General features: G+C 69.1%; 11 protein-coding genes and 1 pseudogene. 9 read left to right on the top strand and 3 right to left on the bottom strand.

What is annotated here, in order from left to right:
• The 4 genes from ftsY to B8W69_RS28095 all read left to right on the top strand — a co-directional run.
• Positions 1 to 974, top strand: a 974-nt coding sequence (gene ftsY / locus B8W69_RS28110; protein WP_085292952.1) for a signal recognition particle-docking protein FtsY, incomplete at its 5' end; no start/stop codon positions are given.
• Positions 975 to 1165: 191 nt separating this feature from the next.
• Positions 1166 to 2551: an ammonium transporter gene (locus B8W69_RS28105; protein ID WP_110882094.1), complete on the top strand. Its 1386-nt coding sequence runs from the start codon at positions 1166 to 1168 to the stop codon at positions 2549 to 2551.
• Positions 2548 to 2886, top strand: coding sequence for a nitrogen regulatory protein P-II (gene glnB, locus B8W69_RS28100; RefSeq protein WP_003878721.1), 339 nt, complete (start codon positions 2548 to 2550; stop codon positions 2884 to 2886). The genes B8W69_RS28105 and glnB overlap by 4 nt, the downstream gene beginning before the upstream one ends.
• 45 nt (positions 2887 to 2931) lie before the next feature.
• Entirely contained in the window at positions 2932 to 5418 is a 2487-nt protein-coding gene (locus B8W69_RS28095; protein ID WP_085292950.1) for a [protein-PII] uridylyltransferase, read from the top strand.
• A gap of 66 nt (positions 5419 to 5484) precedes the next feature.
• Here the strand turns inward: B8W69_RS28095 and B8W69_RS28090 are convergent, their stop codons facing one another.
• Entirely contained in the window at positions 5485 to 7245 is a 1761-nt protein-coding gene (locus B8W69_RS28090) for a DEAD/DEAH box helicase (RefSeq protein WP_085292949.1), read from the bottom strand.
• Positions 7246 to 7346: 101 nt separating this feature from the next.
• Entirely contained in the window at positions 7347 to 8141 is a 795-nt protein-coding gene (locus B8W69_RS28085) for an alpha/beta hydrolase (RefSeq protein WP_085292948.1), read from the bottom strand.
• 134 nt (positions 8142 to 8275) lie between these two features.
• On the opposite strand from B8W69_RS28085, the gene ffh reads away from it, so the two are divergent.
• The 4 genes and pseudogenes from ffh (at position 8276) to B8W69_RS28065 (ending at position 13582) form a co-directional block, all read left to right on the top strand.
• The gene (gene ffh / locus B8W69_RS28080; protein WP_085292947.1) at positions 8276 to 9832 is read left to right on the top strand and encodes a signal recognition particle protein; all 1557 of its coding nucleotides are present in this window, start codon (positions 8276 to 8278) and stop codon (positions 9830 to 9832) included.
• A gap of 75 nt (positions 9833 to 9907) precedes the next feature.
• Positions 9908 to 10984, top strand: a complete 1077-nt coding sequence (locus tag B8W69_RS28075; protein WP_110882093.1) for a metal-dependent hydrolase family protein — start codon at positions 9908 to 9910, stop codon at positions 10982 to 10984.
• A gap of 147 nt (positions 10985 to 11131) precedes the next feature.
• Positions 11132 to 12978: pseudogene (locus B8W69_RS28070) on the top strand (N-acyl-D-amino-acid deacylase family protein).
• 1 nt (position 12979) lies between these two features.
• A complete protein-coding gene (locus tag B8W69_RS28065; RefSeq protein WP_085292944.1) occupies positions 12980 to 13582 on the top strand; it encodes a TetR/AcrR family transcriptional regulator in 603 nt (200 codons plus the stop codon).
• Here the strand turns inward: B8W69_RS28065 and B8W69_RS28060 are convergent.
• A complete protein-coding gene (locus B8W69_RS28060; RefSeq protein ID WP_085292954.1) occupies positions 13579 to 14460 on the bottom strand; it encodes a D-alanyl-D-alanine carboxypeptidase family protein in 882 nt (293 codons plus the stop codon). The two genes, B8W69_RS28065 and B8W69_RS28060, sit on opposite strands and share 4 nt — an antisense overlap.
• 58 nt (positions 14461 to 14518) lie before the next feature.
• Here B8W69_RS28060 and B8W69_RS28055 point away from each other — a divergent pair, with 58 nt between their 5' ends.
• A complete protein-coding gene (locus tag B8W69_RS28055) occupies positions 14519 to 14938 on the top strand; it encodes a nuclear transport factor 2 family protein (protein ID WP_085292943.1) in 420 nt (139 codons plus the stop codon).
• Positions 14939 to 15095: the final 157 nt, after the last annotated feature.

The raw sequence follows: 15095 nt of genomic DNA, 5'->3' as shown, positions 1-15095 counted from the left end.
CGCCCCAGGCCCCGGCGCCCGAACCCCCGCCCGCCCCCCAGATCGAGGAGATCGCGCCCACCGAGGGCCGGCTGGAGCGGCTGCGCGGCCGGCTGGCCAGGTCGCAGAACGCGCTCGGCCGCAGCATGCTGGGCCTGATCGGCGGTGGCGACCTCGACGAAGACGCCTGGCAGGACGTCGAGGACACGCTGCTGGTCGCCGACCTCGGCCCCGTGGTCGCCGAATCGGTGATCTCCCAGCTGCGCGGCCGACTGGCCAGCAGCGACGTGCGCACCGAGGCCGACGCCAAGGCCGTGCTGCGCGACGTGCTGATCAAGGAGCTGCAGCCCGGCATGGACCGGTCGATCCGGGCGCTGCCGCACGACGACCATCCGTCGGTGCTGCTGATCGTGGGTGTGAACGGCACCGGAAAGACCACCACCGTCGGCAAGCTGGCCCGCGTCCTGGTCGCCGATGGTCGGCGGGTGGTCCTGGGCGCCGCCGACACCTTCCGCGCCGCGGCGGCCGATCAGCTGCAGACCTGGGCGTCGCGGGTGGGCGCGGAGGTGGTGCGCGGGCCCGAAGGTGCCGACCCGGCATCGGTGGCGTTCGACGCCGTCGACAAGGGCATCGTCGCGGGCGCCGACGTGGTGCTCATCGACACCGCGGGGCGGCTGCACACCAAGGTTGGGCTGATGGATGAGCTCGACAAAGTTAAGCGGGTTGTAACACGGCGTGCCGCGGTCGACGAGGTGTTGCTGGTGCTCGACGCCACCATCGGGCAGAACGGGCTGGCCCAGGCCCGGGTGTTCGCCGAGGTGGTCGAGATCACCGGTGCGGTGCTGACCAAGCTGGACGGAACGGCCAAGGGCGGCATCGTCTTTCGGGTTCAGCAGGAGCTCGGCGTGCCGGTCAAACTCGTCGGGCTCGGGGAAGGCCCAGACGACCTCGCGCCGTTCGAACCGGCCGCTTTCGTCGACGCGCTGCTGGGCTGATACCCCTAACACGGCGAGCGGGACGTTAATCCCGCTGAAACACGGCGGCACCATCGCCGAAACAACAATCTCGCAATGTTCTGGACAGGTCATCAGACGCATGTCTGGCGGCCAATTTGTGGGCCGACCGGAGGAGATTGCGAGTGACATACCCGATACTGGGCCAGCCCAATACCGGCGATACCGCCTGGATGTTGGCCAGTTCCGCGCTGGTGCTGTTGATGACGCCGGGTCTGGCGTTTTTCTACGGCGGCATGGTGCGCGCCCGAAGCGTGCTGAACATGCTCATGATGAGCATCAGCGCGATGGGCGTGGTCACCGTGCTGTGGGTGCTCTACGGCTATTCACTCGCCTTCGGTGACGACGCCGGCGGCGTCGTGGGAAAGCCGACCTCCTTCTGGGGCCTCAAAGGCCTCATCGGGGTCAACGCGGTGGCCGCCGATCCGAGCAAAGGCGTTGCGGCAACGGACATTCCGCTGGCGGGCACCCTACCCGCCACCGTGTTCGTGGCGTTCCAGCTGATGTTCGCGATCATCACCGTCGCCCTGATCTCGGGCGCGGTGTCCGATCGGCTGAAGTTCGGTGCGTGGCTGGTGTTCGCCGGCCTGTGGGCAACGTTCGTCTATTTCCCGGTCGCCCACTGGGTTTTCGCGTTCGACGGCTTCGCCTCCGAGAAGGGCGGCTGGATCGCGAACAAGCTGCACGCCATCGACTTCGCCGGCGGGACCGCGGTCCACATCAATTCCGGTGTGGCGGGCCTGATGCTGGCGATCGTGCTGGGCAAGCGGCGCGGTTGGCCCACCACCTTGTTCCGGCCGCACAACCTGCCGTTCGTGATGCTCGGTGCCGGGTTGCTGTGGTTCGGTTGGTACGGGTTCAACGCCGGATCGGCCACCAGCGCCAACGGTGTCGCCGGGTCGACCTTCGTCACCACCACGATCGCTACGGCCACCGCGATGCTGGGCTGGATGCTCACCGAACGGATCCGCGACGGCAAGGCGACGACGCTGGGCGCGGCGTCCGGCATCGTCGCTGGCCTGGTCGCCATCACGCCGTCGTGCTCGTCGGTCAACGCGCTGGGCGCGCTGGTGGTGGGCCTGGTCGCCGGCGTGGTGTGCGCGCTGGCGGTCGGCCTGAAGTTCAAGCTGGGATTCGACGACTCGCTCGACGTGGTCGGGGTGCACCTGGTCGGCGGTCTGGCCGGCACCCTGCTGGTGGGCCTGCTCGCCGCGCCGGAGAGCCCGGCCATCAACGGCGTCACCGGGGTGTCCAAAGGATTGTTCTACGGCGGCGGCTGGGCCCAGCTCGAGCGACAGGCAGTCGGCGCGTTCAGTGTCCTCATCTACTCTGGGGTGGTTACGCTGATCCTGGCGTTGATCTTGAAGTACACCATCGGGCTTCGTCTCAACCCAGAGGCGGAAGCCACGGGTATCGACGAGGCCGAGCATGCCGAGAGTGGATACGATTTCGCCGTGGTTACCGGTTCGGTTCTGCCGCCCCGGGTCGCTGTGGCGGATACCCGCAACGGCCTGGAGGAGGAGCTAGTGGGCGACAAAGTGGAGGCAGAGCAGTCATGAAGCTGATCACCGCGATCGTAAAGCCGTTCACGCTCGATGACGTGAAGACCAGTCTCGAGGACGCGGGCGTCCTGGGGATGACGGTCAGCGAAATCCAGGGCTACGGACGGCAGAAGGGCCACACCGAGGTCTACCGGGGCGCCGAATACTCGGTCGACTTCGTGCCCAAGGTGCGCATCGAGGTCGTTGTCGACGACTCCATCGTCGACAAGGTTGTGGACAGCATCGTCCGGGCCGCGCGCACCGGCAAGATCGGTGACGGCAAAGTGTGGGTGAGCCCCGTGGAAACCATCGTGCGGGTGCGCACCGGCGAGCGTGGAACCGATGCGCTATGACATCCGCTGTCAATTGCTGATTCGACCCGGGCGGGTCGGGAGGGCATGACCCCGAACGACCCCGACTCGTCCGGGCGCCTGGGCTGGACAGAAAGCGCTTGCGGGGCAGTCGATCTGGCTGCCTCGCGGCGCCAACTGCTGTCTGAGGGCAGCAAGCTGCACGCCGCCGAACTGCGGCACGCCTGGCTGGATCTGCACGAATCATGGTTGATGGCCAAGGCCGCCGAGATCGGGATCACCGACGACAGCGGCTTCGCGGTCGTCGGGATCGGCGGCCTGGGTCGCCATGAGCTGTTGCCGCATTCCGACCTTGATTTAATGCTGTTGCACGACAACAAGTCCGACGACCTGCTGGGCAAGGTCGCCGACAAGTTGTGGTATCCGTTGTGGGACGCCAACGTTCGGCTCGACCACAGCGTCCGGACCGTTTCGGGGGCCCTGGGCGTCGCCAACGCCGACATGATCGCGGCACTGGGCATGCTGGACGCCCGCCACATCGCCGGCGACGCGCGGCTGTCCGACGAGTTGATCGCCGGCGCACGCCGCCAGTGGCGCAGCGCAATTCGCTCCCGCATGAACGAGCTCGTCGAAATCACGCAGGCCCGCTGGGACCGGTGTGGCCGCATCGCGCAGCGCGCCGAGCCGGACTTGAAGTCGGGCTGCGGCGGCCTTCGCGATGTCCAACTGCTCGACGCGCTGGGCGTCGCCCAGCTGATCGACCGCCACGGCATGGCGCGCCCGGAATCGCCCGGGGGGTCCCTCGACGATGCCCACCTGACGCTGCTCGACGTGCGCACCGAGCTGCACCGGGTGTCGGGGCGCGGGCGTGATCAGCTGCAGGCCCAATACGCCGACGAGATCAGCGCCGCCCTGCACATCGGGGACCGATTCGACTTGGCGCGCAAGCTATCCGATGCCGGGCGCACCATCGCCTACCACGCCGAGACGGGCATTCGGACCGCCGAGAACGCGCTGCCGCGCCGGGGGGTGACGGCCCTGGTGCGGCGCCCCAAGCGCCGCCCGCTGGACGAGGGGGTCGTCGAATACGCCGGAGAGATCGTGCTTGCCCGCGACGCACGCCCCGATACCGACGTGGGTCTGGTGTTGCGGGTGGCCGCCGCATCGGCCGACACCGGGTTGCCGATCGGCGCCGCCACGCTGAGCCGACTGGCCGCCAACGCGCCGGAGATGCCGATGCCGTGGCCGCGAGAGGCGGTGGACGACTTGCTGGTTGTGCTGTCCGCCGGGCCGACCACGGTGGCGACGATCGAGGCGCTGGACCGCACCGGGCTGTGGGGCAGGCTGCTGCCGGAATGGGACGCCATCCGCGACCTGCCGCCCCGCGACGTCGCGCACAAATGGACGGTGGATCGCCACGTCATCGAGACGGCCGTCAACGCCGCACCGTTGTCCACCCGGGTGGCGCGACCCGACCTGCTCGCGCTCGGCGCGCTGCTGCACGACATCGGCAAGGGTCGCGGCGTCGATCACAGCGTGTTCGGCGCGGGCCTGGCGCTGGAGATCGGGCCCAGGCTGGGCATGCCGCCGGTCGAGGTCGAGCTGCTGGCACAACTGGTCCGCCACCACCTGCTGCTGCCGATGGTGGCCACCCGCAGCGACCTCAATGACCCCAAAACCATTGAGCGCGTGGTGAAAGCGCTGAGCGGAGACGCGATGCTGCTCGAAGTTCTGCACGCGCTGACCGAGGCGGATTCGAAGGCCACCGGCCCCGGGGTGTGGAGCGAGTGGAAGGCGTCGCTGATCGAGGACCTGGTCCGGCGCTGCCGGCTGGTGATGGCGGGGGAGTCGCTGCCCAAAGTGGAACCCGCTGCGCCGCAATATCTTTCGCTGGCCGCGGATCGGGGTGTGCATGTGGATATCAAGCCCAGCGGCGGTGAGCGCCTGGAGGTGGTGATGGCCGCACCGGACCAGCGGGGGCTGGTATCGAAGGCCGCCGCGGTGCTGGCGCTGAACTCGCTGCGCATCCATTCGGCCTCGGCCAGCACCTACGACGGCTTGGCGATCGTCGAATTCGTGGTGTCGCCGCTGTTCGGCTCGCCGCCGGAAGCGGGTCTGCTGCGCCAGCAGTTCACCGGCGCGCTGGCCGGCGACGTCGACGTGCTGGGCACGCTGGAGAAGCGCGACAGCGACGCCGTCAGCGCGGCGACCAGCCGGGCCGGCGAGGTCCAGGTCGGGGTGCCCGTCACCCGGTCGAGCGCGCCGCCCCGCATCCTGTGGGTCGACTCGGCCTCGCCCGACCAGTTGATCGTCGAGGTCCGCGCCATGGACCGGCTCGGGCTGCTCGCGCTGCTGACCCGCGCGCTGGAACGGGCGGGCACCGACATCGTCTGGGCCAAGGTCAACACCTTCGGGTCGACGGCGGCCGACGTGTTCTGCGTGACTGTGTCGGCCGAAGCGGCCGACGCGGCCGGCGACGCCGAGCACGGCGCGCGGGACGTGGTCGAGGAGAGCCTGCTGGCCGTGTTGGGCGGGCCGGCGGTCGAGGTGCTCGAGGAACCCGTCGGGGATTAGGCCCGATGGTGGCGACCCGCTTCGCCCGGCTCGCCGCGCTCCCGATCGCCAAGGCCCGCCCGCTTGCTAATGCTCGGCGTTGAGCTGCCGCACGGCGTCGATGCGCGCGCGCAGCTGTTCGCGGCTCGCCGCGGCGATCGGGGGGCCACCGCAGCGGCGCCGCAGTTCGTTGTGGATCCAGCCGTGCGGCTTGCCGGTGCGGTGATGGGCGATCGACACCAAGGTGTTCAGCTCGCGGCGCAGCTCCCGAAGCTGGCCGTGCACGGTGGCCGGCGAGGTCTCGACGCGCGACAGCGGCCCGCCTTCCTTTTGCAGCTGGGCCCGCTTCTTCAGCTGTTCGTCCTGGCGCTGGTGCAGCAGCGCGCGCATCTGGTCGGCATCGAGCAGCCCCGGGATGCCGAGGTAGTCGGCCTCCTCGTCGCTGCCGGCCGCAGCGGCGGTGCCGAACGAGGATCCGTCGAAGATGAGCTGATCGAGTTCCGCGTCGGCGCCCAACGAGGTGAAGCCCTTGTCGAGGTCGGTCTTCTCGTCCTGCGTCTTGGTGGCGGGATCGTTCTCGAGCGGGTCGCCCTCGGAGACGCGATGCGGCTCGCCGAGCACGTGGTTGCGCTGGGCCTCCAGCTCGCTGGCCAGCTGCAGCAGGTTGGGCACCGACGGTACGAAGATGCTGGCGATCTCACCCGGGCGGCGCGACCGCACGAACCGGCCGATGGCCTGGGCGAAGAACAGCGGTGTCGAGGCGCTGGTGGCGTAGATCCCGACCGACAGCCGCGGCACGTCGACGCCTTCGGAGACCATGCGCACCGCGACCAGCCAGCGGCTGGTGCTCGCGGCGAAGTCGCTGATGCGCGCCGACGATCCGGGGTCGTCGGAGAGCACCAGCGTCGGCGCCTCGCCGGTCAGCTTGGTCAGCAGGACGGCGTAGGCGCGGGCCGCGGTCTGATCCGAGGCGATAATCATGCCGCCCGCGTCGGGTATGTGCGTGCGCAGCTGGCGCAGCCGCAGATCCGCGGCGGTGATCACCGCGGGCATCCATTCGCCTGCGGGGTCGAGCGCCGTGCGCCAGGCGCGCGCGGTCTGCTCGGCGGACAGCGGCTCGCCGAGTCGGGCCGCGTGCTCCTCGCCGGCGCTGTCGCGCCACCGGGCCTCCCCGGAGTAGGCGAGGAAGACCACCGGCCGGACCACGCCGTCGGCGAGGGCGTCGGTGTAGCCGTAGGTGTGGTCGGCCTGCGAACGCCGGATCCCGTCGGGACCGGCCTCGTACGTCACGAACGGGATGGGGCTGTCGTCGCTGCGAAAGGGCGTCCCCGTCAGGGCGAGCCGGCGGGTGGCGTCGCCGAACGCCTCGCGGATCGCGTCGCCCCACGTCTTGGCGTCGCCGCCGTGGTGGATCTCGTCGAAGATGACCAGCGTCTTGCGTTGCTCGGTGCGCACCCGGTGCAGCGTCGGATGCGCGGCGACCTGGGCGTAGGTGACCATCACGCCGTGATACTCCGGGGAGATCCGCGCGTTGCTGTTGGAGAACTTCGGGTCCAGGGCGAGGCCGTAGCGCTGCGCAGCCTGCGCCCACTGCACCTTCAGGTGCTCGGTGGGCACCACGACGGTGACGTGCTCGACGGCGCGCTGGCCGAGCAGTTCGGCCGCGACCCGCAGGGCGAAGGTCGTCTTCCCCGAGCCCGGGGTGGCCACCGCCAGGAAATCGCGCGGCTGGGCGGCGAGGTACTTGACCAGCGCCCTGCGCTGCCAGCCACGCAGCACGCCGGTGCCGCTGGTGTTGCCGGGAACGCTGTCGGCCTGCGCCTGGATGCTGCTGAGCGGCACCGACACAGGCCCCCCGTTCGTTACTCGTCGACGCGGCTGACTCGATTGAGTCGCGGCTGTGAAATCTAGCACGCCAACGCTTTTCGGCGCAGTAACGACTCGACTGGCTATCGCGTCGGGCTCACCGTTTCGCGGGTCTGCAGCCATTCATCGATGCGTCCGGCAACATCGGCCCAGCCCGGTTCGAGCATCATGTTGTGACCCATGGAAAAGAATTCCGGTTCGGTCCGGTAGGCGCGCGCCGTGTTGCGCACCTCGCGAACGCTGACGAAGCCGTCGTACTCGGCGCCCAGCACCAGCATCGGCGTGGTCACCCGCTTGGTCCGGACGCGGCGGACGATCGGGTCGGTCATGGCGGCGCGAACGCTCTCGGCTCCGGCGCGTTGCCGGCAGGATTCGACGACGGCCTCGGGCGTGTCGGCGCAGAACAGGTACTCGCGGGCCAGCGCCGCGGTGGCGAGGAATCTCAGCAGCGTGGGATCGCTCCACGATTCGATCGTCATCGACGGCCGGCGGCGCCACACCCGCAACGCCAGGGTGAGCACGCCCTGCGGAGGCACCGAGCCCACCAGCACCGCGGCCGGTGCGCGGCGATCTTCGAGGTAGCGCTGGATCACGAAGCCGCCCAGGGAATGGCCGACCAGGACCGGCGCGCCGCCCAGGTCGTCGGCCACCGAACGGACGTCGTCGATGTAGTCGGCGATGGACACCTTCGGCAGCGGCTTGGCCGTGGGGCTGGCGCCGTGTCCGCGCAGGCTCATCGCGACCGCGCGATAGCCGGCGTCGGCGAAGAAGTCCAGGAAGTGTTCCCAGCACCAGGCGCCATGCCAGCCGCCGTGCACGAACAGCAGCGGCACCGGATGCGCTTCGCTACAGGACCCCTTGTCGATCACCTCGAGCATGAGCCTGACCCCTTAGTCATCTTCTTGCCGAAACATAAGCCACGGCGGCGCGCGTCGGCCGGTCTTCTGCGTGATTTAGGTGCCGCCGAACCTGCCCCGCCCGGTCCGGGACCGATGCCCACTAGGCTGGCGGGGTGTTTGAATCGCTGTCCGACCGTTTGACCGGTGCCCTTGCGGGGCTGCGCGGCAAGGGTCGATTGACCGACGCCGATATCGAGGCCACCACCCGCGAGATCCGGCTGGCGCTGCTGGAAGCCGACGTGTCGCTGCCCGTGGTGCGCGCCTTCGTCACCCGGATCAAGGACCGCGCCAAGGGTGCCGAGGTCTCCGGGGCCCTCAACCCGGCGCAGCAGGTCGTCAAGATCGTCAACGAAGAACTCATCGGCATCCTGGGCGGAGAGACCCGACAGCTGGCGTTCGCCAAGACGCCGCCGACCGTGGTGATGCTCGCCGGTCTGCAGGGTTCCGGTAAGACGTCGCTGGCCGGCAAGCTGGCCTCCTGGCTGCGCAGCCAGGGACACACGCCGCTGCTGGTGGCGTGCGACCTGCAGCGCCCGGCCGCGGTGAACCAGCTGCAGGTCGTCGGTGAGCGCGCCGGCGTACCGGTGTTCGCGCCGCATCCCGGCGAGTCGCCCGGATCCGGGCCCGGTGACCCGGTCGCGGTCGCGGCGGCCGGCCTCGCCGAGGCCCGGGCCAAGCACTTCGACGTCGTCATCGTCGACACCGCCGGCCGGCTGGGCATCGACGACGAGCTGATGTCGCAGGCCGCGGCGATCCGTGAGGCGGTTAATCCCGACGAAGTCCTGTTCGTGCTGGACGCGATGATCGGTCAGGACGCCGTCACCACCGCGGAGTCGTTCCGCGAGGGCGTCGGCTTCACCGGCGTGGTGCTGACCAAGCTGGACGGTGACGCCCGCGGTGGCGCGGCGCTCTCGGTCCGCGAGGTGACCGGCGTCCCAATCCTTTTCGCCTCCACCGGCGAGAAGCTGGAGGACTTCGACGTCTTCCACCCCGACCGGATGTCCAGCCGCATCCTGGGCATGGGCGACGTGCTCAGCCTGATCGAGCAGGCCGAGCAGGTCTTCGACGCCGAACAGGCCGAGGCCGCCGCCGTCAAGATCGGCAGCGGCGAGCTCACGCTCGAGGACTTCCTGGAACAGATGCTGGCCATCCGCAAGATGGGCCCGATCGGCAACCTGCTGGGCATGCTGCCCGGCGCCGGGCAGATGAAGGACGCGCTGGCCCAGGTCGACGACAGCCAGCTCGACCGCCTGCAGGCCATCATCCGCGGCATGACCCCCGCCGAGCGCGCCGACCCGAAGATCATCAACGCGTCGCGGCGGCTGCGCATCGCCAACGGCTCGGGCGTCACGGTGTCGGAGGTCAACCAGCTGGTGGACCGCTTCTTCGAGGCCCGCAAGATGATGTCGTCGATGCTCGGCGGCATGGGCATCCCCGGACTGGGGCGCAAGTCGGCGACGCGGAAGTCAAAGGGGGCGAAGGGCAAGGCGGGCAAGAAGGGCAAGAAGGGCGGACGCGGCCCGACGCCGCCGAAGGCCCGCAATCCGCTGATGCAGGGCATGCCGGCCGGGTTCCCGGACTTGTCGCAGATGCCCGAAGGCCTCAACGAGCTGCCGCCCGGTCTGGCCGACTTCGATCTGTCCAAGCTGAAGTTCCCGGGCAACTCGTGACGATCGCGAGCGCGGCGGAGCCGGGCGAAGCGGGTCGTCACCGTTGGACCGGAAGCCGGTAGCCGCCCGGTGCGCATGCACGTGCGGGGCGTGGGGCTGCCCGACGAAACCGAGATCGAACTGTGGATCGTCGACGGCCGCATCAGCGCCGAACCGGTCGCCGGCGCCGACACCGTCTTCGACGGCGGCTGGATCGTGCCCGGGCTGGTCGACGCGCACTGCCACGTCGGCCTCGGTGATCACGGCGAGATCCCGCTGGACGACGCGATCGCCCAGGCCGAGATCGAACGCGATGTCGGCGCGCTGTTGTTGCGCGACTGCGGCTCGCCCACCGACACCCGCAGCCTCGACGACCGCGACGACCTGCCCCGCATCATCCGCGCCGGAAAGCATTTGGCCAGGCCCAAGCGGTATGCGGCGGGCTTCTCGCGGGAGCTGGAAGACGAATGGCAACTGCCTGACGCGGTCGCGCAGGAGGCCAAGCGCGGCGACGGCTGGATCAAGCTGGTCGGCGACTGGATCGACCGCAGCGTCGGCGATCTGGCCCCGCTCTGGTCCGACGACGTGCTCAAGGCTGCCATCGAGACCGCGCACGCCCATGGCGCCCGGGTCACCGCGCACGTCTTCAGCGAGGACGCGCTGCCCGGCCTGATCAACGCCGGCATCGACTGCATCGAACACGGCACCGGGCTTACCGACGACACCATCGAGCTGATGGTCGAGCACGGGACCGTGCTGGTCCCGACGCTGGTCAACATCGTGGAGAACTTCCCCGGGATCGCCGACGCCGCAGCGAAGTATCCGGCGTACGCGGCGCACATGCGTGACCTGCACGCGCGCGGCCTGGCCCGGATCGCGGCGGCCCGCGAGGCGGGCGTGCCGATCTACGCCGGCAGCGACGCCGGCACCATGGTCGCGCCCGGCCGCATCGCCGACGAGGTCGAGGCGCTCAAGAGCATCGGGATGAGCCCGACCGAGGCGCTGGGCGCGGCGTGCTGGGACGCGCGTCGCTGGCTCGGCCGGCCCGGACTCGATCACGGTGCCTCGGCGGACCTGCTTTGCTACTCGAGCGACCCGCGTTCGGGCGCCGCCGTGCTGAACAGTCCCGATCTGATCATGCTGCGCGGCAACATCTTTCGTTCGCCGGCCTAGCCGCGCCCCCGCCGCCATCACACGGCCACCCGCCGCGCCGAGCTCACCGCGATTGCGGCCCCGGTGCCGCCCGGTGGCGCACACTGACGATCAGCCCCGAATACTCCCGCGGCTCCGCCGAGAAAAGATTGCGAGTGATCGCTATCTATGTTAGCGTTCCGGGCATCAACGACATGGAGGAAACCATGGCCTACGACGTGATCATTCGCGACGGATTGTGGTTTGACGGCACCGGCAGCGCTCCGCTGACGCGCACGCTCGGCATCCGCGACGGCGTCGTGGCGACGGTCTCCGCCGAGCCGCTGGATGAGACCGGGTGCCCCGAGGTGATCGAAGCGGCCGGCAAGTGGGTCGTGCCCGGCTTCCTTGACGTGCATACCCACTACGACGCCGAGGTGCTGCTGGATCCCGGGCTCCGCGAGTCGGTGCGCCACGGTGTCACCACGGTGCTGCTGGGCAACTGTTCGTTGTCGACGGTCTACGCCGATTCCCAGGACGCTGCCGACCTGTTCAGCCGGGTGGAGGCGGTGCCGCGCGAATACGTCTTCGGCGCGCTGGATTCCAATCGGACCTGGTCGACGGCCGCGGAATACATCGAGGCTATCGACGCCCTGCCGCTGGGGCCCAATATCGGTTCGCTGCTTGGTCATTCGGACCTACGGACCGCGGTGCTCGGGCTGGATCGGGCCACCGACGCCACGGCGCGGCCCACTGAGGCCGAGCTGGTGAAGATGGCCGATCTGCTGGACGAGGCCCTCGACGCCGGTGTGCTCGGCATGTCCGGGATGGATGCGCCCATCGACAAACTCGACGGCGAACGGTTCCGCTCGCGCGCGCTGCCGTCCACCTTCGCCACGTGGCGGGAACGGCGCAGGCTGATCAAGGTCCTGCGCAAGCGCGGCCGGATTCTGCAGAGCGCCCCCAACGTGGCCAAGCCGTCAACCGGAATGCTGTTCTTCCTGGCAAGCAGCCGGATACTCAACTGGGGCAAGGGCGTTCGGATGAGCATGCTGGTATCCGCCGACGCCAAATCGATGCCGCTGTCGGTCTACGTGTTCGGCCCAGGCACTCGCCTGCTCAACAAGCTCCTGGGCGCCAGCGTGAAATTTCAGCACCTGCCGGTGCCGTTCGAGTTGTACTCCGACGGAATCGATCTGCCGGTCTTCGAGGAGTTCGGCGCCGGAACGGCGGCCCTGCACCTGCGGGACCAGTTGGAGCGCAACGAGTTACTGGCGGACAAGGAATATCGCCGAAAGTTCCGGCGCGAGTTCGACCGCATCAAGCTCGGGCCGTCGCTGTGGCACCGTGACTTCCACGACGCGGTCATCGTCGAATGCCCGGATAAGTCGTTGATCGGCAAGAGCTTTGGCGCGATCGCCGACGAGCGCAAGCTGCACCCGCTCGACGCATTCCTGGACGTGCTCGTCGAGAACGGTGAACGCAACGTCCGGTGGACGACCGTCGTCGCCAACCACCGTCCCAAGCTGCTGGATGCCCTCGCCACCGAAGGCAGTGTGCACATGGGCTTCTCGGACGCCGGTGCGCACCTGCGCAACATGGCCTTCTACAACTTCGGGCTGCGGATGCTCAAGCGTACCCGGGACGCCTACCGCGCGGGCGCGCCGTTCATGTCGATCGAGCACGCCGTGCACCGGCTCACCGGTGAACTGGCCGAGTGGTTCGGCATCGACGCCGGCACGCTACGGCAGGGCGACCGGGCGGACTTCGTGGTGATCGACCCGGCCGGGCTCGACGAATCCGTCGACGGCTACCACGAGGAAGCAGTGCCGTTCTACGGTGGCCTGCGGCGCATGGTCAACCGCAACGACGACGCCGTGGTCGCCACCGGAGTGGGCGGCGTGGTCGTCTTCGGCGGAAGCCATGCCAAAGGCGAATTCCGGGACGGCTACGGGCAATCCGTGCGGTCGGGCCGCTACCTGCGGGCGGGGGAGCGCACCCGTCGGGAACGCGGCGCGCTGGGCGTCACCGCCTGACATGGCCAGAACCCAGCAGCAGCGCCGCGAGGAGACCGTCGGACGGCTCATCGACGCCTGCATCGCCACCATCATCGAGGTCGGCTACGCCCGGGCGTCCGCCGCGGCGATCACCAAGCGGGCCGGGGTGTCGGTGGGCGCGCTGTTCCGGCACTTCGACACCATGGGCGATTTCATGGCGGCCACGGCGTCCGAGGTGTTACGTCGCCTTATGGAGCGGGGCACCAAACAGGTCGCCGCGATACCGCCCGAGGAGCTGCCGCTGGAGGCGGGCCTGACAATTCTGCGGGACATCACCCACAGTCCGGGGAATGCGGTGCTCTACGAACTGCTGGTCGCCGCGCGTACCGACGAGAAGCTCAAGGCCACCCTGCAGCAGGAACTCGGGCAGTATGCCGAGAAGATTATCGATGCTGCGCGGGCGCTGCCGGGGGCAGAGCGGTTCCCAGCGGACAAATTCCCGGTGATCGTCGGACTGTTGACCAACGTCTTCGACGGCGCTGCTCTGGTGCAAAGCATTATCCCGCAGGCGGAACTCGACGAACAGCGGATTCCGGTGCTGACGGCGCTGTTGAGAGCGGCTCTAGAGGATCCCGCCTTCTAGAGCGAGCCGATGCTGGACTGCGGGCTCTGCGCGAATCCCCAGTCGAACAGCGTCGCCGCCTGATCCCAATATGTCGGTCCGCCCTCTTTGATCAGCCCGTACATCATGGCGATCACCAGCCGGCGGCCGCCGCGCGCGGCGGCCCCGACGAAGGTCTTGCGGGCGGCGTTGGTGAAGCCGGTCTTGCCGCCGATCGCACCGGGATAGCGCTGCAACAGCTCGTCCTGGTTGGTGATCAAGTGATCGCCGTTATCGCCGGGGAACATCGCCGACGGCTCGGCGGTGATCTGCGCGAACACCGGGTTGCCCATCGCCGCGCGGAAGATGACCGCCAGGTCGTGCGCCGTCGACGCGCCCGAACCCCCGGGCCCGTCCAGGCCGGACGGTGTCGCGGCGCGCGTGCTGGTGGCGCCCAGCGAGGCCGCCTTGGCGTTCATCTTGGCGACGGTGACGTCCGGGCCGCCCAGCATGTGCGCCAGCGTGTTGGCGGCGTCGTTACCCGAGACCAGCAGCAGGCCGTCGAGCAGTTGGCGCGCGGTGTAGGTGCGGCCCGGTTTGATCCCGACGCAGTTGCACTCCACCTGGGTGTCGGCGACGTCGGCGACCACCGTGGAGTCCAGGCTCACCGAGTCCAGCACCACCTGGGCCAGCAGCGTCTTGATGGTGCTCGCCGGCGGGTGGGCGACATCCTGGTCGCGCCCGGCCAGCACCTGACCGCTATCGAGGTCTGCGACGATCCAGGTTCGGGCCGGCCCGTCGGGAATCGGGATCGAGCCGACTGGTTGCGAGTTGTCCGCCCAGGCGGTGGACATGGCGACGGTGGCGGTGCAGGTACCCAGCGCGAGCAGGGTAGCGGCTGCGGCCGTGAGCTTCCGCATGGCCGCAAAGTCTAACTTCCGACCCTGTTCGAGGCGGATCTTCAGTACTGTCCGATGCATGTTGAGCCTGGAAGAGATCTCGGATCGGCTCGAGATCCAGCAGCTTCTGGTGGATTACTCCACCGCCATCGACAACCGGCGATTCGACGATCTGGACCAGGTCTTCACACCGGACGCCTACATCGACTACACGGCGTTGGGTGGCATCGAGGGCCAGTATCCGGAGGTGAAGAAGTGGCTGGCCGAGGTGCTGCCCAACTTCCCGGTGTACACACACATGCTGGGCAACTTCTCCGTACAGATCAACGGGGACAAAGCCTCGTCGCGGGTGATCTGCTTCAACCCGATGGTGCTGGGCGGTGACAAGGACCAGGTGCTGTTCTGCGGACTCTGGTACGACGACGAGTTCGTACGCACGCCCGACGGCTGGCGGATGACCCGGCGGGCGGAGACCAAGGTCTTCCAGAAAGTGATGTGATCGCCGCGTGTCTGATGGCGGCGACCCGCCGCGCCCGGCTGCGCCGCGCTTGCGATCGCCGCGTCTGATGGCGGCGACCCGCCGCGCCCGGCTGCGCCGCGCTTGCGATCGCCGCGTGTCTGATGGCGGCGCCCCGCCGCGCTCGGCTGCGCCGCGC

It is taken from the genome of Mycolicibacterium vulneris (genome assembly GCF_002104765.1).
In the GTDB taxonomy this organism is placed as follows: domain Bacteria; phylum Actinomycetota; class Actinomycetes; order Mycobacteriales; family Mycobacteriaceae; genus Mycobacterium; species Mycobacterium vulneris.
This window is presented reverse-complemented; position numbering and strand designations above follow the sequence as displayed.

Bases quoted from the DNA above. Each gene is read 5' to 3' on its own strand.
- glnB (WP_003878721.1), top strand. From the start codon at position 2,548: ATGAAGCTGATCACCGCGATCGTAAAGCCGTTCACGCTCGATGACGTG.
- B8W69_RS28065 (WP_085292944.1), top strand. From the start codon at position 12,980: ATGGCCAGAACCCAGCAGCAGCGCCGCGAGGAGACCGTCGGACGGCTC.
- B8W69_RS28075 (WP_110882093.1), top strand. From the start codon at position 9,908: ATGCACGTGCGGGGCGTGGGGCTGCCCGACGAAACCGAGATCGAACTG.
- B8W69_RS28105 (WP_110882094.1), top strand. From the start codon at position 1,166: ATGTTGGCCAGTTCCGCGCTGGTGCTGTTGATGACGCCGGGTCTGGCG.
- B8W69_RS28055 (WP_085292943.1), top strand. From the start codon at position 14,519: ATGTTGAGCCTGGAAGAGATCTCGGATCGGCTCGAGATCCAGCAGCTT.
- B8W69_RS28095 (WP_085292950.1), top strand. From the start codon at position 2,932: ATGACCCCGAACGACCCCGACTCGTCCGGGCGCCTGGGCTGGACAGAA.
- B8W69_RS28085 (WP_085292948.1), bottom strand. From the start codon at position 8,141: ATGCTCGAGGTGATCGACAAGGGGTCCTGTAGCGAAGCGCATCCGGTG.
- B8W69_RS28060 (WP_085292954.1), bottom strand. From the start codon at position 14,460: ATGCGGAAGCTCACGGCCGCAGCCGCTACCCTGCTCGCGCTGGGTACC.